We start from the raw sequence: 22,695 nt of genomic DNA, 5'->3' as shown, positions 1-22,695 counted from the left end.
TCAGGGGTGGATCTTCTCGCCCTTGGCGAGCATCTCGACGAACTGCGCGATGCGCCGGGCGCGCGTCTCGGGTTTCTTCGCGCCCTGCGTGCGGAACAGCACGGCAAAGCGGTTGCGCGCGTCGAGCGTGGCGAAGAAGGCCTTGGCGGTGCGGTTGGCGTCGAGCGCGGCCTGCAGGTCGGGCGGCACGGTGGCCACGCTCGGGGCGTCATAGGCCGCCTCCCAGCGGCCGTCGGCGCGGGCGCGCTCCACCTCGGCCAGGCCGCCGGGCTGCATGCGGCCCTGGTCGATGAGCTTCAGCGCCTTGTCGCGGTTGATCTTCGACCAGATGCTGCGCGCGGTGCGCGGCGTGAAGCGCTGCAGGAAGAACTGCGCGTCCTGGCTCTTGCGCTGGCCGTCGATCCAGCCGAAGCACAGCGCGATCTCCAGCGCCTCGGGGTGGTCGACGGAGGCGATGCCGCTGGCCTTCTTCGCGATGCGCAGCCAGACGCCGGCGTGGCTCGCATGGTGTTTCTTGTACCAACGCAGCAGCGCGGCGGCGTCGGCGCATTCCAGCGGCGTGTCGTCGACGATGCGGTCCACCTTGACCGCGGTCTTCTTCGCCGCCGGGCTCATGGCACCCACCAGTAGCGCAGCGCGTGGAAGTAGATCGGCGCCGCGAAGATCACCGAGTCGAGCCGGTCGAGCATGCCGCCGTGGCCTTCGATCATGGAGCCCCAGTCCTTCACGCCGCGGTCGCGCTTGATGGCCGACATCACGAGCCCGCCGAAGAAGCCCAGGAGGCAGATCATGAAGGCCATGAGCGCTGCTTGCCACGGGTTGAAGGGCGTGGCCCAGTACAGCGCCGCGCCCATCGCGGTGGCGCTGGCCACGCCGCCGATCAGGCCTTCCCAGGTCTTCGACGGCGACAGCTCGGGCGCTACCTTGCGCTTGCCGAAGAGCTTGCCCCACACGTACTGCAGCACGTCGCTGCCCTGCACCACGATCACCAGGAAGGCGATCAGCAGCAGGTTGCGGCCCTCGAAGCCCGGGATCTGCAGCGTGAGCAGCGCCGGCACGTGGCTGATGCAGAACACGCACACCATCAGGCCCCACTGGATCTTCGAGGTGCGCTCCAGGAAGCGCTGCGTGTCGCCGCCCACGGCCGCCAGGATGGGCAGCAGCAGGAAGGCGTAGACCGGGATGTAGATCGAATACAGCCCGTACCAGTCGATCCAGATCAGGAAGTACTGGCCCGGCAGCGCCACGAAGAAGGCCAGCGCGATCGCGCCGTGGTCGCCGCGCCGCGTGTAGGCCAGGCTGATGAACTCGCGCAGCGCATAGAACGAGATCAGGTAGAACAGCACGATCACGCCGCCCTTGCCGAAGGCAAAGGCCAGGCCGATCACCGCCACCATCACCCACCACGCGTTGACGCGCGAGTTGAGGTTGTCGATCACCGAGTGCGGCTGGCCGTGCGCCACGCGCCACTTGAGCAGCGCACCGATGGCCGAGGCCAGCACGAGCACGCCGAAGACGCCGCCGAAGAGCTTGAAGGTGGTCCAGGCGAAGGGGGACATTTCGATCACGAGGCGGTCCCTCCGTTGGGTTCGATGCGGTCGTACTCCGGGCGCAGGTCGAGCATGGCCGTGCGTGCGCGGGCAAGGAAGGCGACCTTGTCTTCGCCTTCCTCGAGCTGGATCGGCGCGCCGAAGCGCACCGTGCAGGCCAGCGGGATCGGCACCAGCGTGCCCTTGGGCAGCACGCGCTTGAGGTTCTCGATCCACACCGGCACCAGCCGCACGGTGGGGCAGGCGCGCGCCAGGTGGAAGAGGCCGCTTTTCAGCGGTAGCAGGATGTCGTCGCCCGTGTTGCGCGTGCCCTCGGGGAACATGATGAGCGAGTCGCCGCCTTCCAGCGCCTCCTTCATCTGGTCGACCGGGTTGCCGCCCTGGCCCGAACCGTCGCGGCGGATCATGAGCGCGTTGAACACGTCCTTGCCGATGAAGTTGCGCAGCTTCGAGGCCTCCCAGTAGTCCTGGCCCGCCACGGGCCGCGTGAGCGCGCGCAGGTCGGAGGGCAGCGTGGCCCACAGCAGCACGAAGTCGCCGTGGCTGGTGTGGTTGGCGAAGTACAGCGTCTGCTCGGCCTTGGGCGTGGTGCCCGACCAGATGGCGCGCACGCCGGTCAAGAGGCCGGCCGCGCCGATGATGAGCTGGCCCGCCACCACCGCGAGCCCGCGGCGCACGATGGCGCCGGGGCGGGCGCTGTCGTTGCCGTCGCCATTGCTGCTGCTGTCGTTCTTGTTGTTGCCGTTGTCGTTGTTCAAGCGAGTTCCTGTGTCATGAGGGCGAGCAGGAAGAGCGCGTTCTGGCAGGCGATCACGATGGCGTGGCGCTGCATCAGTTGGCGGGTTCCCTGCACGCGGTCGGCGAGCGCGCGGGCGTTGGGCTGCGGCGGCGGGTCGCGCAGCCCGAGCACCGACAGGGCGTTGTCCATCGCGCCCAGCGAGGCGATCTGGCCGTTGGCCAGGCCCTCGAACAGCGCCTGGTCCAGCCGCAGCCGGAAGGCGAAGTAGCGTTCGAGCACGCCCAGCACCATCACCGCGGCAAAGGCCAGGATGGCGGTGTTCGAGAGCCCGCGCAGCGTGAGCGCCAGCACCAGGGCGGCGATGCAGGTGAGCGCGAAGCCCCAGAGGGCGAGCATGGCCGCCGCGCGCAGCAGGCCGGCCAGGGTGGTGCAGGTGGCGCGTTCGTTGTCAGTCATGGCGGGCAGGTGTTCCAAGGGGTTCGAGTGCGGTACGCCAGGCGGCGTGCAGCACGATCTGCGGGCGGGCGCGGCGCACGGCGTCTTCGGCTTGCGCCAGGCCGTGGTCGCGGCCCAGCCAGGCGATCACGGCGGCGGCGCTGCGCGAGAAGCCCAGCGCGCAGCAGACCCACACGGCCGAACCGTCGGCCGCCGCCGCGCGGCGCTGGCCTTCGATGACGGCCGCGGCGCGGCGCAGGCGCACGGGCGGCGGCACCACGAGGTCGAGCAGCGGCACGCAGCGCGCACGGTCGGGCGACACGCCGGCCGGCAGTTGCAGCTCGGCGCACAGGCTCACGAGCCGGGGCTGGCCGGCGGCGAGCCATTCGGCCTGCGTGGGGCGGCGGCCCAGGCGCAGGCCGGGCACCACCTCGACCGAGGCCGGCAGCTTGCGCGTCCAGAGCCATACGTTGAAGGCCGCGGCCAGGCGGTAGGGCGCGAACAGCCAGCGCGCCGCCCAGCCCATGCGGCCGTGGCCGTCCATCTGGAAGCCGCGCGCGCCGAAGCCGAGGTAGTTGAGCGCCACCAGCGCGAGCGCCGCCGCCGGCCAGGCCAGCCACAGCGCCACGCCGCCCGTTGCCAGCGCCGCGAACAGGCACAGCGCCGCGCCCACGGCATAGAAGCCCGCGAGCTTCAGCCGCTGCGCATCGCGCGCCAGGCGCCACGCGCGCAGCATCGACACGCGGCGCGCCATCGGCCACAGCCACACGCAGAAGATGCCCAGCAGCGCGCCGGTCGGGATGTCGATGAAGTGGTGCTGCCAGGTCGTGAGCACCGAGGCGCAGATCGCGAAGGCCCACACATGCAGCACGAGCCGCGCCCACAGCGGCCGGATGAAGCGCCGGTACCAGTCCCACAGGATCACGGCCAGTGCGATGTGCAGCGAGGGCGCCTGGTTGTAGGGCTGGTCGAAGCCGCGCAGCGCGTTGAACAGGAAGGCCGGCGCACCCTCCACCGGCGGCTGGCCGAAGCTGAAGTGCAGCGGCCAGAGGATGAAGCAGGTGCAGGCGATGAGCGTGGCGCTCACCAGCCGCAGCGCATGCCGGTCGAGCGTGTGGCGGTCGCGCGCCAGGAACAGCGACAGCGCGTAGAAGACGTTGATGGTCCAGTACGGAAAGATCGTCCAGGCCCAGAAAGGCACCTGCCGCTCCCAGTCGAAGGCCATCGAGGGCACGCTGGCGCGCGTGGTGGCCCACCAGTTGGCGAAGCCGTAGGTCGCGTAGAACAGCGGCCCCAGCAGCACCAGCCACGCGGCGGCGCGTTTCCACGGCCGGGGCGCGCGCCGGGCGGTCATTGCGCGACGCGCACCGCCAGCGACACCGTGAAGATGCCCCACTCGTCCACCCGCTGGTCGATCTTGCGGAAGCCCGCCTCTTCGACCAGCTGGTCCATCTCGGCCTGCGTGCGCCGGCGCATCACCCAGGCTTCGCCCTGGCGGTGGCTGGTGAGCGCGCGGGCGATCATTTCGAGCTGCGGGTGCCAGGGCTGGCCGGTGTAGACCAGGTAGCCCCGGTCTTCCACCGCGTCGCCCACGCCCGCCAGCGAGCGGCGCACCATCTCGTTGTCGGGGAACAGCTCGTACAGGCCCGACACCACGGCCAGCGTGGGCCGCGGCGTCACGCTCGCCAGGCTGATGCGGTCGAAGGCGTCGGCCTGCACGAACTGGGCGACGTCTTCCAGGCCCTTTTCGGCGATCAGGGCCGTGCCGTCGCGCACGTTGATGTCGCTGTAGTCGCGCAGCAGGATCGAGCTGGCCTTGACGGGGCTGGCCAGCACCGCGTCGAGCACGTAGCGGCCGTGGCCGGCCGCGATGTCCATGAGGCGCACCTCGCGGTGCATCTCGACCAGCCGCTCCATCGCGATGCGCAGCAGCTCCTCGACGTGGACCTTGCGCTGGCGGATGCCGCGCCAGCCGATGGAGTCCAGGTAGGTGCGGTCGACCGAGCGGCCCAGCGCGCCCTTGCCCTGCGGCTGGTTGCGGTAGACGTAGTCGAGCGTGCTGCCCGAGTCGAAGCCCGTGGCGTGGCCCAGCGCGATGCCGCTGGACAGCGTGCCGCCCACGCGCAGCCCGCCGCGCGTGATCGCCCAGTAGGCGCCGCGCGGCGACAGCGGCGAGAGCGGTTCGGCCAGCGCGCGCGACTCGTCGGCCGTGTTGCCGCGCAGGTGCGCCTCGCGCAGGTCGACCGGCACGGCCGGCTCGTCGAAGCGCTGCAGGATGAATTCGCGGATCGACGCCACCGCGGGTGCCCGGTCCTTCTCGCCCAGCGTGTCGTGGAAGAAGCCCGGCAGCACCGTCTTCGTCTTCACGGCGCTGCCCAGCCGCTCGAAGAACTGGTGCTGCGGCTTGTGGTGCACCACCCAGTCGGCGCCCGAGATGAGCAACTGCACCGGCAGCGTGATCGCGTTGGCGTCGGCCACCACGCGGTCGGCCGCCTCGTACAGGCCCAGCAGGATGTTGACGGCGATCGGGCGCGAGATCAGCGGGTCGTTCTTGTAGCTCTCGATGCGTTCGGGGTCGTGCGTGAGGAACTTCGGCTTCACGTAGCTGTTCACGAAGAACAGCCCGCGCAGCTTGTGCATGAGCGCCAGCCCTGGCCGCGCGAACGGCACGTAGAGCTTGACCTTGAAGGCCGGCGAGGCCAGCGTGAGGCCGCGCACCTTGGGTGCGTAGTCGTGCGCCCAGGTGGCGATCAGCACCGCGCCCACGCTCTGCGCCACCACGTGGATGTCGTGCTCGGGCACGCCGTGGGCGGCGGCGATGTGCTGCACGAAGGTCTGCACGTCGCGCACCGAGGTGCCGAAGCTGGGGCTGTAGCCGCGCTGGCCCGGCGACAGGCCGTGGCCGCGCGCGTCCCAGGCGAAGAAGTCGAAGTCGGGCAGGTCCAGCTCGTCCACCAGGTGCGCCATGCGCGCGCCGTGCTCGTGGCCGCGGTGGAACAGCAGCACGGCGCCGCGCCGCGCGGCGCCCGTGGCCGGCCAGTGGCGGTAGAACAGCGATTCGCCGTCGTGCGTGCGGAAGTGGTGTTCGGCGGCGACGCGGGGTGTGGAAAGGGTCATGAAGAAGGGTCTTCTTTATTTATTTGTATGGGGGTGTTTCAGGCGGCAGGCGCTTCAGCCTCGGCCAGGGCGCGACGGATGCGGTTGACGACCGTCCAGGCCACCAGCGCGGCCACAAGCGGCATCAGGAGGGCGGTCCAGCCCGGCAGCGGCCCGCCGAGGGCGACATACAACCCGAGCGCGCCGAACACGAAGGCCCGGTCGCTCTTGCCCATCGGCCCGTCGTAGCGGCGCGAGGCGCCCACCGTCGGGCCCAGCGCGCCGGCGAATTCGCTCAGCCCGGCCAGCACGATGACCGTGCCGACCCAGAACGGCGCGAACGGCGCCACCAGCGCGAAGGGCAGGTAGAGCGCGGCGTCGGAGACCACGTCGGTGAGTTCGTTGAGGAAGGCGCCCAGCCGGCTTTGCTGGTGGTGCTCGCGCGCCAGCATGCCGTCGATGGCGTTGAAGGCCATGCGCAGGAACATCCAGGCGGGGATCAGGCCGAAGGCCGCCAGCGAGGGCGCGGCGAAGAACAGCCAGAGCCCGAGCCCGACCGACACCGCGCAGGCCGCCAGCGTCACCTGGTTGGCCGTCACGCCCATCGCATGCAGCCGGACCACGAGCGGTCGCAGCAAGGCCTGGAAACGCGGTTTCAGTTCGTAGATGGACACGTTCTGACTTCCCTCTCTTGTTATGTTCTGCAGGCATTCTGCCAGTGTGGCCAGGGACTAAACTTGCCCCCGAAGACCCACCCCCAATGACCATCCAGACCGACGATTTCGCCCCCGCCCCGCAACGCGTGGTGTCCGCCGCCCCGGCCTCGCCCAACGAGGAGGCGATCGAGCGGGCGCTGCGGCCCAAGCTGCTCGACGAGTACGTCGGCCAGGCCAAGGTGCGCGAGCAGCTCGAGATCTTCATCGGCGCGGCGCGCAAGCGCAAAGAGGCGCTCGACCACGTGCTGCTGTTCGGCCCGCCGGGCCTGGGCAAGACCACGCTGTCGCACATCATCGCGGCCGAACTGGGCGTCAATCTGCGCCAGACCTCGGGCCCCGTGCTCGAAAAGCCCAAGGACCTGGCGGCGCTCTTGACCAACCTCGAGCCCAACGACGTGCTCTTCATCGACGAGATCCACCGCCTGAGCCCGGTCGTCGAGGAAATTTTGTACCCCGCGCTGGAGGACTACCAGATCGACATCATGATCGGCGAGGGCCCCGCGGCGCGCAGCATCAAGCTCGACCTGCAGCCCTTCACGCTGGTGGGTGCCACCACCCGCGCCGGCATGCTGACCAACCCGCTGCGCGACCGCTTCGGCATCGTGGCGCGGCTGGAGTTCTACACACCCGAGGAACTGGCGCTCATCGTGCGCCGCAGCGCGGGCCTGCTCAAGGTCGAGACCGACGCCGCAGGCGGCTTCGAGATCGCGCGCCGTTCGCGCGGCACGCCCCGCATCGCCAACCGGCTGCTGCGCCGCGTGCGCGACTACGCCGAGGTCAAGGGCAATGGCCGCATCACCGAGGACATCGCGCACAAGGCGCTGGCCATGCTCGACGTCGACCCGCAGGGCTTCGACCTCATGGACCGCAAGCTGCTCGAGGCCGTCATCCACCGCTTCGACGGCGGCCCGGTCGGCCTGGACAACGTGGCCGCCAGCATCGGCGAGGAGCGCGACACCATCGAGGACGTGATCGAGCCCTACCTCATCCAGCAGGGCTACCTGCAACGCACGCCGCGCGGGCGCATCGCCACGCTCGCGGCCTACCGCCACCTGGGCGTGGTGCCGCCCTCGGGCCGCGCCGAGGGCCCGGACCTGTTCGGCGCCTGAAGAGAATTCCATGCACACCCATGACCTGAGCGCCTGGCAGCACGACCACCATTTCGGCGCCGGCAATGCCGCCGCCGAACGCAGCACCCGCCTCGTGATGTGGATCACCGCCGCCATGATGGTGGTCGAGATCGGCGCCGGCTGGTGGTTCAACTCCATGGCGCTTTTGGCCGACGGCTGGCACATGAGTTCGCACGCGCTGGCCATCGGCCTGAGCGCCTTCGCCTACGCCGCCGCGCGGCGCTACGCCCGCGACCCGCGCTTTGCCTTCGGCACCTGGAAGATCGAGGTGCTCGGCGGCTTCGCGAGCGCGCTGCTGCTGCTCGGCGTCGCCGCGCTCATGGTGGTCGGCTCGCTGGAGCGGCTGTGGTCGCCCGTGGCCATCCACTACCCCGAAGCCATCTCGATCGCGGTGCTGGGCCTGGTGGTGAACCTGGTCTGCGCGCGGCTGCTGGGGCATTCGCACGACCATCACGGCCATGACCACGGGCACGCGCATGACCACCACCACGGCCACGACCACGCACACGGCCACGACCACGCACACGGCCACGACCTCAACCTGCGCTCCGCCTACCTGCACGTGGTGGCCGACGCCGCCACCTCGGTGCTCGCCATCGCGGCGCTGCTGGGCGGCTGGTTCTACGGCTGGTCCTGGCTCGACCCGGCCATGGGCATCGTCGGCGCCGTGCTCGTCGCCGTCTGGGCCAAGGGCCTGCTGAAGGAAACCGGCAAGGTCCTGCTCGACCGCGAGATGGACCACCCCGTCACCGCCGAAATCCGCGAAGGCGTCGAGACGATGCTGGCCGATTCCGAAACCCGCGTGGCCGACCTGCACGTCTGGCGCGTCGGCCGCGATGCGTACGCCTGCGCGCTCACGGTGGTGACGCATTCGGCCACGCTCACGGCCGACCAGGTGCGGGCGTGCTTCTCGATGCACGAGGAGATCCGGCACTCGACGGTGGAGATCCAGCGCTGCGCTGAGTAGAGGAAGGGTTCCGCTGTTGCAGCCATCTCCTGTCTATCCATGAGAACGATGGCTCCGGCCTGCTTCAGAAATTCACGTGGACCCGTTTGCCGTGAGCGAACGCAAATCGGCGGCGCTGCATGAGCTTCCTTGATGCTTCTTGCGCCAGGACAGGCATCGGAAAAGCGCGCAAGTCACGAAACAGCACCTGGGTCGTTCTCGGCGCCATGTTTCTTTTCAGCCTTTCGGGCTGCAGCGTCCGCAAGGATTCGCCTGAAGAGCGCATCGGCAATTTCCAGTTCCAGTACGTGGATTTCACCGGCTACTTGCGTCCGGCCGATCCCTCGTACCTCATCGTCCGCCATGGCCGCCTTTTCCCGAAGGAGGTGAAGGCGCCTGATGAGACAGGTCGGTTCATCGCGATCGAAGCACGTTTGGCGGGCCCCCATCCAACATGGCTTGTGAGCAGTGCTTCCAACTTCTATTTCCTCAAGGAAGCATCGGATGGTTCGGTTGCGGTCACTCCGCTTCCGACCACGGCAAGGGCGATACCGAACGCATGGATCGCCAACGGAATTGCCACCACCCGACTCGATGCGGGCCGTTGGTTTGTTCACGACGCCAGAACGCATGAGCTGACGAATGGAAGAGCGCCGCCATACACGGGGCGAATTCTCGATGAGCGCTCGCTCCAGATTCAGTTGCTGCCGCTTCAATCGATTCCCGGGGTGGATTTCGATCTGGACGAAATCGTTTCGGTGTCGCCTGACAACAGCACGGCAGCTTGGTTCTCCTATCTGTTCTCATCAGGGGAGAAAAAAGGCGCTCTCACCGTCGTCGACAAAGACGGTGAAACGATGCCGTTCACCAAGTTGGATCCACTGCTCTACGACGATGCATCTCCCCTCAACGATGCCTGGACGCCGTGGTTCAACACCTTTGCCAGCTGGCGTCGCACGAAGGAAGGTCGCTGGGTCGTCGATATCGACCACGAAAAAGTGGCGGAACTGGTGGAGAAGCGGCGCCGAGAGAAAGAGGCTGAGGACGCTTGCCGCAAGCGTCAGCTCGAGCGGCCACTCGACTTGCGCGAGACCTCGACGACGGGGCCAGTCGCCGCCGTGGAGTCGATTCTGGACTGCGATCCGAACGCCGGAAAAAACGCACATCGGCTTCCCTTGCGCCGCAATGCAACAGATGGTCGCTTCTGATAGGGCGAGCGAAATCTACCCACTTCGAGGAGATTTCGCATGCCGCACGATCAGCATCTGCGCCGTGTAGTACGTCGCCAGCACCCACAGCGACGCCAGCGGCAGCGGCGACACGAAGCGGTTGATCGCCAGCAGCGCGTCGCTCAGCATGAAGAAGCAGGCGCCCACAGCCACCCACAGCGCGGCCGGGTCGCTTGAACGCAGCACTGCCGCCCGCCCGATGGCCTGCGCCGCCATGCAGGCGATCACCACCACGTAGAAGCCGACCGGAATGCGCAGCGCCACCGGCAGGCCGCCCTGCCACAGGAAGGCGTACATGCCCGCGCCGATCAGCAAGGTGGCTGCCAGCGCGCGGGGCCGCGGGAACAGCCCGACGCCGATGCGGAACAGCGCGATGTACGCCAGGTGCGCGAGCAGGAAGCACACGAGCCCGGGCACGAAGAGGTTGGCCGGCCCCATCAGCAGCACGTCGCCCGCGAGCGAGAAGACCAGGCCGGTCAGCAGCAGCGCATCGAAGCGCGCGATGCCGCCGGGCTGGCGTTGCGCGCGGCGGGCCGCGAAGGCAATGGCGATGGCCAGGGCCAATGGCTTGAAGACAAGGTGCAGCCAGCCGATGCCCAAGGCCGCGCTCGCCGTGGCCAGCGCGGCGGCCTCGACCAGCAGCACCTCGGTGACCGACAGCCGCCCCTGCAGCACCGCGCCCACGGCCCACAGCCCGGCCGTCAGCGCGGCCAGCCAGACGGCGGCCTGCGGCAGCGGCACGGCGTCGGAGTACCAGAGGAACACCGTCACGGCGGCCAGCAGCGCGAGGAACTGCAGGCCCGCGAACCACTGCACGCCGCGGCTCACCACGGGCTCGTAGCGCACCACCCTCGCGATGTCGAAGGCCGGCTTGGGGTAGCGCGCCGCCACGTCGGCCGGGCGCCAGCCGGGCGGCTTGAACCACACGCGCAGCTTGTCGGACCAGCGGCGCGCATGCCATGAATCCCTGGCGAGCGCCCAGTAGACCTCGGCGTTGGCCCACAGCGGGTCCCAGCTTTTCAGCTCGCCGCGCGTGCCGTACACGCAGCGCTCGTCCTCCTCACGGAAGGTGCCGAAGAGGCGGTCCCACACGATCAGCACGCCGCCGTAGTTGCGGTCCAGATACGTGTCGTTCACCGCGTGGTGCACGCGGTGGTTCGAGGGCGAGCAGAACCAGCGGTCGAACCAGCCCAGCTTGCCGACCTGTTCGGTATGCACCCAGAACTGGTAGAGCAGGTCGATGAGCGCCACCACGACGAACACCAGCGGCGGCACGCCGGCCACGGCCATCGGCAGGTAGAAGAGCCAGCCCAGCAACGCGCCGCTGGAGGTCTGGCGCAGCGCGGTCGACAGGTTGTAGTGCTGGCTCTGGTGGTGCACCACGTGCGCGGCCCACAGCACGGCCGACTCGTGGCCCATGCGGTGCAGCCAGTAGTAGCAGAAGTCGTAGAACACCAGCGCCAGCAGCCAGCCGTACCAGGTGGTCCAGAACTCGCGCGCCGCCTCTTGCGGAAAGAGCGCCACCGCCGAATACACGGCCGTGTAGATGCCGATGCGCAGAAGCCCCGTGAGCACCGCGCTGATCTGGCTCAGCATGCCCAGCCCGATGCTGTTCACGGCGTCGGCCAGGCGGTAGGTGTCCTGCCCGGTGCCGCGGCGGGCGCGTGCGCGGCCAACCGCGAACTCGATCGCGATCAGCAAAAAGAACACGGGGGACACGAGAACGATGATCTGGCCAGAGCGCATCGTCCGATTGTGGCGTTGCCCCGGTGCCACGCGTCACCGGGATGTCACGGAGTCGCCATCGCGCGGTCACGCGCGGCTGCGAACCTGCCGGACCATGCAACGCGACGATGCTTTCCTTCGCGCCTGGCGCGACACCGCGATCCAGCCTCCCGAGCCGGAGGACGACGATGCGGCGCGTCCGGCGCTGCGCTATCGCACCCTCTGGATCTCCGACCTGCACCTGGGCACGCCCGGCTGCCAGGCCCGGGCGCTGCTCGACTTCCTCAAGCACACCGAGTGCGAGACCCTGTTCCTGGTCGGCGACATCATCGACGGCTGGCAGCTCAAGCGCCACTGGTACTGGCCGCAGGCGCACAACGACGTGATCCAGAAGCTGTTGCGCAAGGCGCGCAAGGGCACGCGCGTGATCTTCATCCCAGGCAACCACGACGAGTTCGCCCGCAAGTACCTGCACCACAACTTCGGCGGCATCGACGTGGCCGATGAGTGGATTCATGAGACGGCCGACGGCCGCAAGCTGTGGATCATCCACGGCGACCTGTTCGACGGCGTGATCCAGTGCGCCAAGTGGCTCGCCTACGTGGGCGACTCGCTCTACGAGTTCACGCTCAAGCTCAACCGGCATCTCAACTCGCTGCGCGCGCGCATGGGGCTGCCGTACTGGTCGCTCTCGAAGTACCTCAAGGGCAAGGTCAAGCGCGCCGTGAGCTACGTCGGCGACTTCGAGAACGCCGTGGCCCGCGAGGCCCGCAACCGCGGCGCGCAGGGCGTGGTGTGCGGCCACATCCACCACGCCGAGATGCGCGACATCGACGGCATCCTGTACTGCAACGACGGCGACTGGGTGGAAAGCCTCACCGCGCTGGCCGAGCATGCCGATGGGACGCTCGAGATCATCGACTGGGCGCAGCACATGCCCGTCGGGACGCAAGCGGTGCCGGCACGCGAAGCGGTCGCGGCCTGAGCGTTCGGCCCTGCGCGGGCCCCGACGCAAGAACTGAAGAAAAAAGCGCTCACCGCCGCGGTGGGGCGCCCACGTTCGTCCGATCCGACGATGCCGCGCCGGCGCGCGCGCCGCACACTTGCCGGGTGTGAACCCTGTGAGACAACACCATGGCCTGGACCCTCAGCGCGGCGGAGACCGCGTTTCGCGACGAGGTTCGCGACTTTCTTGCGCGCGAGCTGACGCCTGAGCTGCGCGCCGCAGGGCGTCGCTGCTCCGGCATCTTCACTGACTACGCCGACGGCAACCGCTGGCACCGCGTGCTGGCCCAACGGGGCTGGAGCGTGCCGCACTGGCCGGTGGAACACGGCGGCACCGGCTGGACGCCGATGCAGCACTACCTCTTCGCGAGCGAACTGGCCGCGGCCGACGCGCCGCCGCGCGCGCCCATGGGCCCCGGCATGGTCGCGCCGGTGATCATCGCCTTCGGCACCGAGGTGCAGAAGCAGGCCTGGCTGCCGGGCATCCGCTCGGGCGAGGACTACTGGTGCCAGGGCTATTCCGAGCCGCAGTCGGGCTCCGACCTGGCTTCGCTGCAGTGCAAGGCGGTGCGGGACGGCGACGACTACGTCATCAACGGCACCAAGATCTGGACCACCCACGCGCAGTACGCCAACCGCATGTTCTGCCTCGTGCGCACGGCTTCAGGCGGCAAGGCGCAGCAAGGCATCAGCTTCCTGTGCTTCGACATCCCCCAGGCCGGCCTGACGATCCGTCCGATCATCAGCATCTCGGGCGACCACGAGCTCAACCAGGTGTTCTTCGACGACGTGCGCGTGCCCGCCAGCGGCCTCATCGGCGAGGAGAACCAGGGCTGGACGGTGGCCAAGTACCTGCTGCAGCACGAGCGCGGCGGGGCCTGGGCGCCGATGCTGCGCGCGCGCCTGCGCCGGCTGCGCGCCGCGGCCGACAGCGCCTTCGCGGCTGCAGGCGAGTCCGCTGCCGACGAGGCGCGCGAGATGGCGCTGCGCCTGGCCGAGATGGACTGCGCCATCGATGCGGTCGAGGCCACCGAGCTGCAGTCGCTGCGCGCCCAGGCGCGCGGCGAGCCGCACGGCATCCGGCCCTCGATGGGCAAGGTGATGGGCTCCGAGCTGCGCCAGCGCCTGACCGAACTCGGCGTGGAGATCGCCGCCCACTACGCGGCGGCCGACCTGCCGTTGGACGACAGCCTGCAGGGCGCGCTGGCCGTGCCCGAGGAGGCGGTGTTCTCGATGTCGGCCTACCTCAACGACCGCGCCGCGTCGATCTACGCGGGCTCCAACGAAGTGCAGCGCAACATCATCGCGGCCCAGTTGCTGCAATCCCGCTGAGGCCCGCTTGTCATGACCACCCTCACCGACCAAGACGACACCCTCGCGATGCTGCGCGACAGCCTCGCGCGCTACCTCGACGACCAGCACGGCTTCGAGCAGCGGCTTCATGCGCTGGCCACCGCCGACGATGCACCGCCACCGTTCTGGCAAGGCCTGGCAAGTGACCTCGGGCTGCTGGGCGCGGCCCTGCCCGAAGCGCAGGGCGGGCTGGGCCTCGGCCTGGCCGCGCACCTCGCGCTGCTGCCCACGCTGGGGGGCGCGCTCGCGGCCGAGCCGTATCTTTCCACGCTGGTGATCGGCGCCGGCCTGCTGCAGCGCCACCCGGGCGCGATGGCCGATGCGCTGCTCGCGCGCGTCGTCGCCGGGCAAGCCGTGCTGGCCTTCGCGCACGACGAGCCGCACAGCCGCCATGCACGCGACGACGTGCGCACGACGCTCGTGCGCGAGGCGGACGGCCGGTTGAAGCTCGACGGCCGCAAGGCCGTGGTGCAGGCCGCGCCGTGGGCCAGCCATGTCATCGTCACGGCGCGCAGCGACAAGGGCCTGTCGTTGCTGGTCGTGCCCAAGAACGCGCCCGGCGTGCAGCTGCGCGCCTACCGCACGCGCGACGGCGGCCGCGCGGCCGACATCGCCTTCGAGGCGGTGCGCCTGAACGCCGACGCACTGCTCGGCGAGGAAGGCGCAGCGCTGCCGCAGATCGAACAGGCGCTCGACGAGGCCACGCTCGCCGTCTGCGCCGAGTCCATCGGCATCCTGCGCCGGCTGATGCGCGACACGCTCGACTACGTGCGCCAGCGCAAGCAGTTCGGCGTGGCGATCTCCAGCTTCCAGGTGCTGCAGCACCGGCTCGCCGACATGCATATGGCGCTCGAACAGGCCGATGCGCTCACCGCCAGCGTGGGCGAGGCGCTGGCCGCGGGCGCCGACGCGGCGTCGCGCGCACGCGCCGTGTCGTCCGCCAAGGTCGCGGTCGCCAAGGCCTGCCGCGCCGTGGGGCAGGGCGCGGTGCAGCTGCATGGCGGCATGGGCATGACCGAGGAACTCGCCGTCGGCCATTACGTGCGCCGCGCCACCCTCATCGAAGGCCAGTTCGGCCCGCCCGCGTGGCACCTGCGCCGCGTGGCACAGCTGCAGCAACAACAACCCCTCTCACAGCACTAACCCCATGACAGCACTGGACGACCGCACGCCGGTCATCGTCGGCGTCGGCGAGATCACGCACCGCACCAAGGAGGCCGCCGAAGGCCTCGAACCCATCGAGCTGATGGCGCGCGCCATGCGCGCCGCCGCACAGGACAGCGGCGCCGCCGCGCTGCTGGCCGGCCTCGACTCGCTCGACGTCGTCTGCGAGTACTCGTGGCCCTACACCGACGCGCCCGCGCTGCTCAACGTGCGCCTGGGCTGCAACCCGGCGCGCAGTGTCTACGGCGTTACCGGTGGCGAAGCGCCGGTGCGCTATATCCACGAAGCCGCGCTGCGCATCGCGCGCGGCGAGAGCAAAGTGGCCGCCATCACCGGCGCCGAGGCGCGCTACACGGTCGACGCCGCCGCCAAGCTCGGCATTCCGCTCGACTGGACCCCGCGCGACGACAGCGTGAAGCTGGTGCGCGGCACCGACATCTGCCACCCCGTGGCGATCCAGCTCGGCGCGGCCATGCCGACCACCATCTACCCCTTCTACGAGAACGCCGCGCTCGCGCACTGGGGCCAGACGCCGCGCCAGGCGCAGGACGAGTCGTCGCGCCTGTGGGCGCGCTATTCCGAAGTGGCCGCCGCCAACCCCTACGCCTGGCTGCGCAAGCCCTTCACGCCCGAAGACATCGCCCGCGTCGACGCGGCCAACCGCCTCATCGCCTGGCCCTACACCAAGCACATGGTGGCCAACCCGCTGGTCAACATGGGCGCGGCCGTGCTGCTCACCAGCGTGGGCCATGCGCGCGAACTCGGCATTCCCGAAGACCGCTGGGTCTACGTGTGGGACGGCGCCGCCGCACGCGAGCCGCGCGACTACCTGCAGCGCGACCAGTACCACCGCTCGCACGCGCAGGACCTGGTGATGGAAACCGTGCTCGCGCAGGTCGGCGGCGACGCCTCGGCCTTCGAAATGCTGGAGCTGTACAGCTGCTTCCCCATCGTGCCCAAGATGGCGCGCCGCACGCTGGGCCTCGCCCCCGAGGCGCGCATGACCTCCACCGGCGGCCTGAGCTTCTTCGGCGCGCCGCTCAACGACTACATGACGCACGCCGCCGCTGGCCTGGTGCGCGCACTGCGCGCCGCGCCGAAGGGCAAGGCGGCGCTGCTCTACGGACAGGGCGAGTACGTCACCAAGCACCACGCGCTGGTGCTGGGCTCCAGCCCGCCGCCGCAAGGGCTTCCGAAGCCCGACTACGACGTGCAGGCCGCCGCCGATGCGCGGCGCGGCCCGGTGCCGCCGCTGGTGCTGCAGTACGCGGGCGCCGCCACGCTGGAGACCTTCACCGTGGTCTACGGCCGCGACGGCCAGCCCTCGCAGGGCATCGTGATCGCGCGCACGCCGGCCGGCGAACGGCTCATGGCGCGCGTCGAGGCCACGGATGCGGCTTCGCTGAAGGTGCTGACCGACCTCGACCGCAGCCCCGTCGGGTGCAGCGGCACGGTGACGGCCGGTGCGGATGAACTCTTGAACTGGAGCGTGTCATGAGCGCAGTGACTGTCGAACGCCTGCCGGGCCACGTCGCCCTCGTCACCATCGACCGTCCCGAGGCGCGCAACGCCGTCAACGGCGACGTGGCGTCGGGGCTCGAAGCCGCCGTCGATGCCACCGAGGCCGACGACGACATCCGCGCCGTGGTGCTCACCGGCGCGGGCCGCGAGGCCTTCTGCGCGGGCGCCGACCTGAAGGAAGTGTCGGCCGGCCGCGGCAGCGCGCTGCGCACCGAGCGCGGCGGCTTCGCGGGCTTCGTGTACCGCGAGCGCAGCAAGCCGTGGATCGCCGCCGTCAACGGCAAGGCGCTGGCCGGCGGCACCGAGCTCGTGCTGGCCTGCGACCTCGTTGTGGCCGTGCGGCAGGCCGCCTTCGGCCTGCCCGAGGTGCTGCGCGGGCTGATCGCCGCGGCGGGCGGGCTGTACCGGCTGCCGCGCGCCATTCCGCCCAACATCGCGCTCGAACTGATCCTCACGGCGGGCCAGCTCGATGCCGAGCGCGCGCATGGCTTCGGCCTGGTCAACCGCCTCGTGCCCGACGTCGATGGGTTGCGCGAGGCCGCGCTGGCGCTGGCCGCCGAGATCGCGCGCAACGGCCCCGTGGCGGTGCGCCAGAGCCTGCGCGTGGCGCGCGAAGCGAACAGCGGGCTCGACGAGGCCGCGCTGCGCGCCCTCACGCGCGACGCCTTCGAGCGCGTGGCCGCGAGCGAAGACTTCAAGGAAGGGCCGCGCGCCTTCATCGAGAAACGCGCGCCGCGCTGGACCGGGCGCTGAACAAGAAAGAGACAGCCATGCCCGACAGCGAAGCAGACGACATCCTCATCGACCGCAGCCGCGCAGGCATCGCACTGCTCACGCTGAACCGCCCCGCGCGCCTCAACGCGCTGAGCCAGCCCACCGTGCGGCGCCTGTGCGCCACGCTCGACGCACTGGCGCAGGACGACAGCGTGCGCGTGCTGGTGCTCACCGGCGCGGGTCGCGGCTTCTGCGCCGGCTGGGACCTCACGACGCCGCTCACGCGCCGCGACGACCAGCCGCTCGACGGCGAGCCCTCGGTGGCCGACCTGATGGCGGGGCAGGAGCTGTTCGCCGGCATGGTGCGGCGGCTGCGCGCGCTCGACAAGGTGGTGATCGCCGCCGTCAACGGCGTGGCCGTGGGCGCGGGCTTTGCGCTCACGCTGGGCGCCGACATCCGCGTGGCTGCGCGCTCCGCGTCGTTCCATGTGGGCGCGGTGCGCATCGGCCTCACGGCCGGCGAGTGCGGCATCAGCTACCACCTGCCGCGGCTGGTGGGCGCCTCGCGCGCCTTCGAACTCATGCTCACGGGCCGCCCCGTGCCGGCCGACGAGGCCGAGCGCATCGGCCTGGTCGCCGCGCTGGTCGACGACGAGGCGCTGCTGCCGCGCGCGCTCGCCCTGGCCGCCGACGTGCTGCGCAACAGCCCCTACGCCACGCGCCACACCAAGCAGCTCATGTGGGCCAACCTCGAGGCGCCGAGCCTCGACGCCGCGCTCGAGGTCGAGAACCGCGCCCAGGTGCTGGCGCTGAAAACCGAGGATTTCCGCGAGGCCGCCGCCGCCTTCGCGGCCAAGCGCGCGCCCGTCTTCACGGGGCGTTGAAACGTCTTTCCGCGCTTTCGTCGCTTCCGACGATGCGACGCCGGCGCCCGCGCGCCAAGATGCCTTCACACAACAGGCCGCCGGGTGCGCGCCAGAGGAGACACACATGGCAGGACCCCTGAAAGGACTTCGGGTCGTCGAGATGGCCGGCATCGGCCCCGGCCCCTTTTGCGCGATGCTGTTCGCCGACATGGGCGCGGAGGTGCTGCGCATCGCCCGCCCCGGCACGCGGCGCGACCCCCACGACATCCTGGCGCGCGGGCGCAGCACCTGGGAGGTCGACCTGCGCGCCCCCGACGCCGCCGCGCCGGTGCTCGACGCCATCGCGCGCGCCGACATCCTCATCGAGGGCTTCCGCCCCGGCGTGATGGAGCGCCTGGGCCTGGGCCCGGCCGAATGCCACGCGCGCAACCCGCGCCTGGTCTACGGCCGCATGACCGGCTGGGGCCAGCACGGCCCGCTGGCGCACGCGGCCGGCCACGACATCAACTACATCGCCATCAGCGGCGCGCTGCACGCCATCGGCCGCTCGGGCGAGGCGCCCGTGCCGCCGCTGAACTACGTGGGCGACTTCGGCGGCGGCGCCATGCTGCTGGCTTTCGGCTTGCTGGCCGCGCTGCACGAGGTCAAGGCCTCGGGCCAGGGCCAGGTGGTCGACGCCGCCATGACCGACGGCGCCGCCCTGCTGTCGGCCATGATGTACGGCTTCAAGTCGGCCGGCCAGTGGAGCAACCAGCGCGGCGAGAACCTGCTCGACGGCGGCGCCCACTTCTACGACACCTACGCCTGCGCTGACGGCAAGTACGTGGCCATCGGTTCCATCGAGCCGCAGTTCTACGCGCTGCTGCGCGAGCGCTGCGGCCTGGTCGACGACCCCGCCTTCGACGCCCAGATGGACGCCGACCGCTGGCCGCTGCTCAAGCTGCGCCTGGCCGACGTGTTCCGCACCCGCACGCGCGACGAGTGGTGCGTGCTGCTCGAAGGCAGCGACGCCTGCTTCGCCCCCGTGCTCGACTGGGACGAGGCCCCGCAGCACCCGCACAACGTGGCGCGCGGCACCTTCGCTACCGTGGGCGGCGTGGTGCAGCCCGCGCCCGCGCCGCGCTTCAGCCGCACCGCGCCGGTCGTGCCGCCGGCCGTGTCGCCCGACGACGGGCCCGCGCTGCTCAAGCGCTGGGGCGCGGCAGCGCCCGTGGCCGAAGCCCGCTGACGTCCCTCGTTTTCCGGGCATGCGCGTTCGCGCATGCATGGCATTTCCGCACCGCACCGACAGGAGCCTTGTCCATGCCCACCACGCCACCGCCGCTGTACCTCACGCAGGCCCTGCACCGCGCCATGCAGTGCAGCCCGCGCGCCGTCGCCACCGTGTTCCAGAGCCGCACGCGCACGTACGGCGAACTCGGCGAGCGCGTCGCGCGCCTGGCGGGCGGGCTGCGCCGCCTGGGCGTGCAGCCCGGCGACCGCGTGGGCGTGCTCGCGCTCAACGCCGACCGCACGCTGGAGTACTACCTGGCCGTGTGGTGGGCCGGCGGCGTGGTCAACCCGGTCAACACACGCTGGAGCGTGGCCGAGATGGCGCACTCGCTCGACGACTGCGCGACGCACATCCTGTTCGTGGACGACCAGTTCCTGGCGACGGCGGACGAATTGCGCGCCGCCGCGCGCGCCGTCACCACCTGGGTCTACATGGGCGAGCGCCAGGCGCCCACGGGCATGACCGATTACGAGGCGCTGGTCCGCGAGAGCGAGCCCGTCCCCGACGCGCTGCGCGGCGGCGACGACCTGGCCGGCGTGTTCTACACCGGCGGCACCACCGGCCGGCCCAAGGGCGTGATGCTCAGCCACGCGGCGCTGGTGATCAACGCGCAGGTCTCGATGCTCGGCGCCTTCTTCGACGACAGCGCGCGGCTGCTGCAGGTGGCGCCGCTCTTTCACCTGGCGGGGCTGTCGTTTTTGCTGCGCGGCGTGCTCATGGGCTGTGCGCAGATCATCCTGCCGGGCTTCTCGGTGGACGGCATGCTCGCCGCCATCGAGCGCGACCGCGCCACCAACCTCATGGCCGTGCCCGCGATGCTGCAGATGCTGGTGGACGACCCGCGCACCGCGCAGGCCGACCTGTCGAGCGTGCGCTTCGTGGGCTACGGCGCCTCGCCCATCACCGAGGCGCTGCTGGAGCGCGCCTTCGCCACCTTCCCGCAGGCCGAGTTCGCGCAGGGCTACGGCATGACCGAGCTGTCGGCCGGCGTGAGCTACCTCACGCGCCACTACCACTCGCCCGAAGGCCGCAAGCTCGGCAAGCTGGCCTCGGCCGGCCAGGCGCTCTCGGGCATCGACCTGCGCGTGTGCGACGGTGACGGCCGCGAGGTGCCGCGCGGCACCGTGGGCGAACTCACGGTGCGCAGCCCGTGCGTGATGCAGGGCTACTGGAACCTGCCCGAGCAGACGGCCGCCGCGTTGCAGGGCGGCTGGATGCACACCGGCGACGCCGCCCGCATGGACGACGATGGGTTCGTCTTCATCGTCGACCGCTACAAGGACATGATCGTGAGCGGCGGCGAGAACATCTACTGCGCCGAGGTCGAGGGCGCCCTCGCGCGCCACCCCGCCGTGGCCGCCGCCGCCGTCATCGGCGTGCCCGACGAGCGCTGGGGCGAGGCCGTGCATGCGGTGGTGGTGCGCAAGCCCGGCACCGACGCGGATGCCGAGGCGCTCATCGCCCACTGCCGCGATTTGATCGCCGGCTACAAGTGCCCGCGCAGCGTCGCGTTCGTCGACGCGCTGCCGATCTCGGGCGCCGGCAAGGTCATGAAGTACCGCCTGCGCGAACCGCACTGGGCCGGCCACGCACGCCGGGTTGCCTGACAAAAAAACCACCAAGGAGACGACACCATGTTCCTCACCCAGCCCCTGCACAAGGGCCGCCGCGAGAAGGCCCGCGAGACCGCCGTGGTCTGCGGCGGCCAGCGCCTGGACTTCGCGACCCTCACCGACCGCGTGGCGCGCCTGGGCGCCGTGCTGCAGCAGCTCGGCATGGCGCGGGGCGACCGCGTCGGCATGATGAGCCTGAACTCGCACCGCTTCGTCGAGTTCTTCTTCGGCACCTGGTGGGGCGGCGGCGTCATCAACCCGGTGAACATCCGCTGGAACCCGAAGGAGGTCGCCTACTCGCTGGACGACTGCGACACGCGCATCCTGCTGGTCGATGACCTGTTCGCGCCCATGGCCGGCGAGCTGCGCAAGCTTTCGACGTCGCTGCGCACCGTGGTGTACTGCGGCGACGGCCCCGTGCCCGAAGGCATGGTCGGCTACGAGGCGCTGCTGGCCGACGCGCAGCCCATCGACGACGCCCCGCACAGCGCCGACGAGCTGGCCGCCATCATGTACACCGGCGGCACCACCGGCCGGCCCAAGGGCGTGATGCTCACGCACGGCAGCCTCTACATCAACGCGCTGAGCTCGGTGGCCGCGGTGCCGCGCGAGACGCGCAACGCCGCCGTGGTCATCGCCGTGCCCATGTTCCACGTGGCCGGCTGCGGGCTGTCGCTGCAGAGCATCCTGCGGCTGGTGCCGCAGCACGTGGTGCCGATGTTCGACGAGGTGGCGATCCTGCAGGCCATCCAGGCCGCGCGCGCCACCGAGATGTTCCTGGTGCCCACCATGATCAAGCGCGTGATCGAGCACCCGCGCTTTGCCGAGTTCGACCTGTCGAGCCTGCAGATGCTGCTGTACGGCGCCGCGCCCATCGACGTCGCGCTGCTCGAGCAGGCCATGGCCGCGCTGCCGGCCACCAGCTTCTCGCAGGCCTACGGCATGACCGAGCTGTCGCCCACCGTGGCCGTGCTGATGCCGCACTTCCACCTGCCCGGGCCCGACCGCAACCGCCTGCTGCGCGCGGCCGGCACGCCGGTGCCCGTGGCCGAGATCCGCATCGTCGACGGCGACGACAACGAGCTGCCCCCCGGCCAGGTCGGCGAGATCGTCGCGCGCGGCCCGATGGTCATGAAGGGCTACTGGAACAAGCCCGCCGAGACCGAGGCCGCGCTGCGCGGTGGCTGGATGCACACCGGCGACGGTGGCTACATGGACGAGCACGGCCTGCTGTTCGTGGTCGACCGCATGAAGGACATGATCGTGAGCGGCGGCGAGAACGTGTACTCGGCCGAGGTCGAGAACGCCATCGCCCAGATGCCGCAGGTGCTGATGTCCGCCGTCATCGGCGTGCCCGACGAAAAGTGGGGCGAGCGCGTGCATGCCGTGATCGTGCTGCGCGAAGGCATGCCGCTCACGGCCGACGACGTCATCGCGCATTGCCGCGACCAGATCGCCAACTACAAGTGCCCGCGCAGCGTGGAGTTCCGCGATGCGCTGCCGCTCTCGGCCGCCGGCAAGCTGCAGAAATTCCAGCTGCGAGAGCCTTTCTGGGCCGGCAAGGAACGCCGCGTCGGCTGAACCCCATTCCCCTCATTCCAAGACACTGAAGGACACCCC

20 protein-coding genes are annotated in these 22,695 nt (G+C 70.3%); 12 read left to right on the top strand and 8 right to left on the bottom strand.

Annotated features, from left to right (window positions below; translation table 11 throughout):
- The 7 genes from AC57B8_RS19330 to AC57B8_RS19300 all read right to left on the bottom strand — a co-directional run bounded on the left by AC57B8_RS19330 (nucleotide 1) and on the right by AC57B8_RS19300 (nucleotide 6,494).
- Entirely contained in the window at nucleotides 1-615 is a 615-nt protein-coding gene (locus AC57B8_RS19330; protein WP_496480459.1) for a YdeI/OmpD-associated family protein, read from the bottom strand.
- Entirely contained in the window at nucleotides 612-1,559 is a 948-nt protein-coding gene (locus AC57B8_RS19325) for a phosphatidate cytidylyltransferase (protein WP_172438312.1), read from the bottom strand. The genes AC57B8_RS19330 and AC57B8_RS19325 overlap by 4 nt, the downstream gene beginning before the upstream one ends.
- A 5-nt stretch (nucleotides 1,560-1,564) precedes the next feature.
- Entirely contained in the window at nucleotides 1,565-2,230 is a 666-nt protein-coding gene (locus tag AC57B8_RS19320) for a lysophospholipid acyltransferase family protein (protein ID WP_062482726.1), read from the bottom strand.
- Nucleotides 2,231-2,304: 74 nt separating this feature from the next.
- A complete protein-coding gene (locus tag AC57B8_RS19315; protein ID WP_062482724.1) occupies nucleotides 2,305-2,745 on the bottom strand; it encodes a hypothetical protein in 441 nt (146 codons plus the stop codon).
- Nucleotides 2,738-4,078, bottom strand: coding sequence for a phosphatase PAP2/dual specificity phosphatase family protein (locus AC57B8_RS19310; RefSeq protein WP_496480458.1), 1,341 nt, complete (start codon nucleotides 4,076-4,078; stop codon nucleotides 2,738-2,740). The genes AC57B8_RS19315 and AC57B8_RS19310 overlap by 8 nt, the downstream gene beginning before the upstream one ends.
- Entirely contained in the window at nucleotides 4,075-5,841 is a 1,767-nt protein-coding gene (locus tag AC57B8_RS19305; RefSeq protein WP_496480457.1) for a bifunctional alpha/beta hydrolase/class I SAM-dependent methyltransferase, read from the bottom strand. Before AC57B8_RS19305 ends, AC57B8_RS19310 begins: the two co-directional genes overlap by 4 nt.
- A gap of 38 nt (nucleotides 5,842-5,879) precedes the next feature.
- Nucleotides 5,880-6,494 (bottom strand): CDP-alcohol phosphatidyltransferase family protein, encoded by a 615-nt coding sequence (locus AC57B8_RS19300; RefSeq protein ID WP_492730744.1) that lies wholly within the window; start codon nucleotides 6,492-6,494, stop codon nucleotides 5,880-5,882.
- An 86-nt stretch (nucleotides 6,495-6,580) separates the two neighbouring features.
- Here AC57B8_RS19300 and ruvB point away from each other — a divergent pair, with 86 nt between their 5' ends.
- From ruvB to AC57B8_RS19285, 3 genes are all read left to right on the top strand, one after another.
- Nucleotides 6,581-7,645, top strand: a complete 1,065-nt coding sequence (gene ruvB / locus AC57B8_RS19295; protein WP_496480456.1) for a Holliday junction branch migration DNA helicase RuvB — start codon at nucleotides 6,581-6,583, stop codon at nucleotides 7,643-7,645.
- Nucleotides 7,646-7,655: 10 nt separating this feature from the next.
- Entirely contained in the window at nucleotides 7,656-8,633 is a 978-nt protein-coding gene (gene dmeF, locus AC57B8_RS19290; RefSeq protein ID WP_496480455.1) for a CDF family Co(II)/Ni(II) efflux transporter DmeF, read from the top strand.
- Between the two features lie 119 nt (nucleotides 8,634-8,752).
- Nucleotides 8,753-9,820: a hypothetical protein gene (locus AC57B8_RS19285; RefSeq protein ID WP_492737662.1), complete on the top strand. Its 1,068-nt coding sequence runs from the start codon at nucleotides 8,753-8,755 to the stop codon at nucleotides 9,818-9,820.
- 15 nt (nucleotides 9,821-9,835) lie between these two features.
- Here AC57B8_RS19285 and AC57B8_RS19280 read toward each other — a convergent pair whose 3' ends face one another.
- A complete protein-coding gene (locus AC57B8_RS19280; RefSeq protein WP_496480454.1) occupies nucleotides 9,836-11,587 on the bottom strand; it encodes a lysoplasmalogenase family protein in 1,752 nt (583 codons plus the stop codon).
- Between the two features lie 94 nt (nucleotides 11,588-11,681).
- Here AC57B8_RS19280 and AC57B8_RS19275 point away from each other — a divergent pair, with 94 nt between their 5' ends.
- The 9 genes from AC57B8_RS19275 to AC57B8_RS19235 all read left to right on the top strand — a co-directional run bounded on the left by AC57B8_RS19275 (nucleotide 11,682) and on the right by AC57B8_RS19235 (nucleotide 22,656).
- Nucleotides 11,682-12,551 (top strand): UDP-2,3-diacylglucosamine diphosphatase, encoded by an 870-nt coding sequence (locus AC57B8_RS19275; RefSeq protein WP_070062854.1) that lies wholly within the window; start codon nucleotides 11,682-11,684, stop codon nucleotides 12,549-12,551.
- Between the two features lie 149 nt (nucleotides 12,552-12,700).
- Complete coding sequence (locus tag AC57B8_RS19270; protein ID WP_496480453.1) at nucleotides 12,701-13,903, top strand: acyl-CoA dehydrogenase family protein; 1,203 nt, start codon at nucleotides 12,701-12,703, stop codon at nucleotides 13,901-13,903.
- Nucleotides 13,904-13,915: 12 nt separating this feature from the next.
- Nucleotides 13,916-15,067: an acyl-CoA dehydrogenase family protein gene (locus AC57B8_RS19265; protein WP_496480452.1), complete on the top strand. Its 1,152-nt coding sequence runs from the start codon at nucleotides 13,916-13,918 to the stop codon at nucleotides 15,065-15,067.
- A gap of 4 nt (nucleotides 15,068-15,071) precedes the next feature.
- A complete protein-coding gene (locus tag AC57B8_RS19260) occupies nucleotides 15,072-16,586 on the top strand; it encodes an acetyl-CoA acetyltransferase (RefSeq protein WP_496480451.1) in 1,515 nt (504 codons plus the stop codon).
- Complete coding sequence (locus tag AC57B8_RS19255; protein ID WP_496480450.1) at nucleotides 16,583-17,362, top strand: enoyl-CoA hydratase-related protein; 780 nt, start codon at nucleotides 16,583-16,585, stop codon at nucleotides 17,360-17,362. The genes AC57B8_RS19260 and AC57B8_RS19255 overlap by 4 nt, the downstream gene beginning before the upstream one ends.
- A gap of 17 nt (nucleotides 17,363-17,379) precedes the next feature.
- Entirely contained in the window at nucleotides 17,380-18,207 is an 828-nt protein-coding gene (locus tag AC57B8_RS19250; RefSeq protein WP_496480449.1) for an enoyl-CoA hydratase/isomerase family protein, read from the top strand.
- A 106-nt stretch (nucleotides 18,208-18,313) separates the two neighbouring features.
- On the top strand, nucleotides 18,314-19,417 hold the full coding sequence (locus AC57B8_RS19245) for a CaiB/BaiF CoA transferase family protein (RefSeq protein WP_095947973.1): 1,104 nt from the start codon (nucleotides 18,314-18,316) through the stop codon (nucleotides 19,415-19,417).
- Between the two features lie 74 nt (nucleotides 19,418-19,491).
- On the top strand, nucleotides 19,492-21,069 hold the full coding sequence (locus tag AC57B8_RS19240; RefSeq protein WP_496480448.1) for an acyl-CoA synthetase: 1,578 nt from the start codon (nucleotides 19,492-19,494) through the stop codon (nucleotides 21,067-21,069).
- A 27-nt stretch (nucleotides 21,070-21,096) separates the two neighbouring features.
- Complete coding sequence (locus AC57B8_RS19235; RefSeq protein WP_496480447.1) at nucleotides 21,097-22,656, top strand: long-chain-fatty-acid--CoA ligase; 1,560 nt, start codon at nucleotides 21,097-21,099, stop codon at nucleotides 22,654-22,656.
- Nucleotides 22,657-22,695 lie beyond the last annotated feature (39 nt).

The sequence above is a fragment of the Variovorax sp. BGA-UO-ETr-C22 genome, from assembly GCF_059567965.1.
Note: the sequence above shows the minus strand (reverse complement) of the source record. Positions and strands in the feature narration are given on the sequence as shown.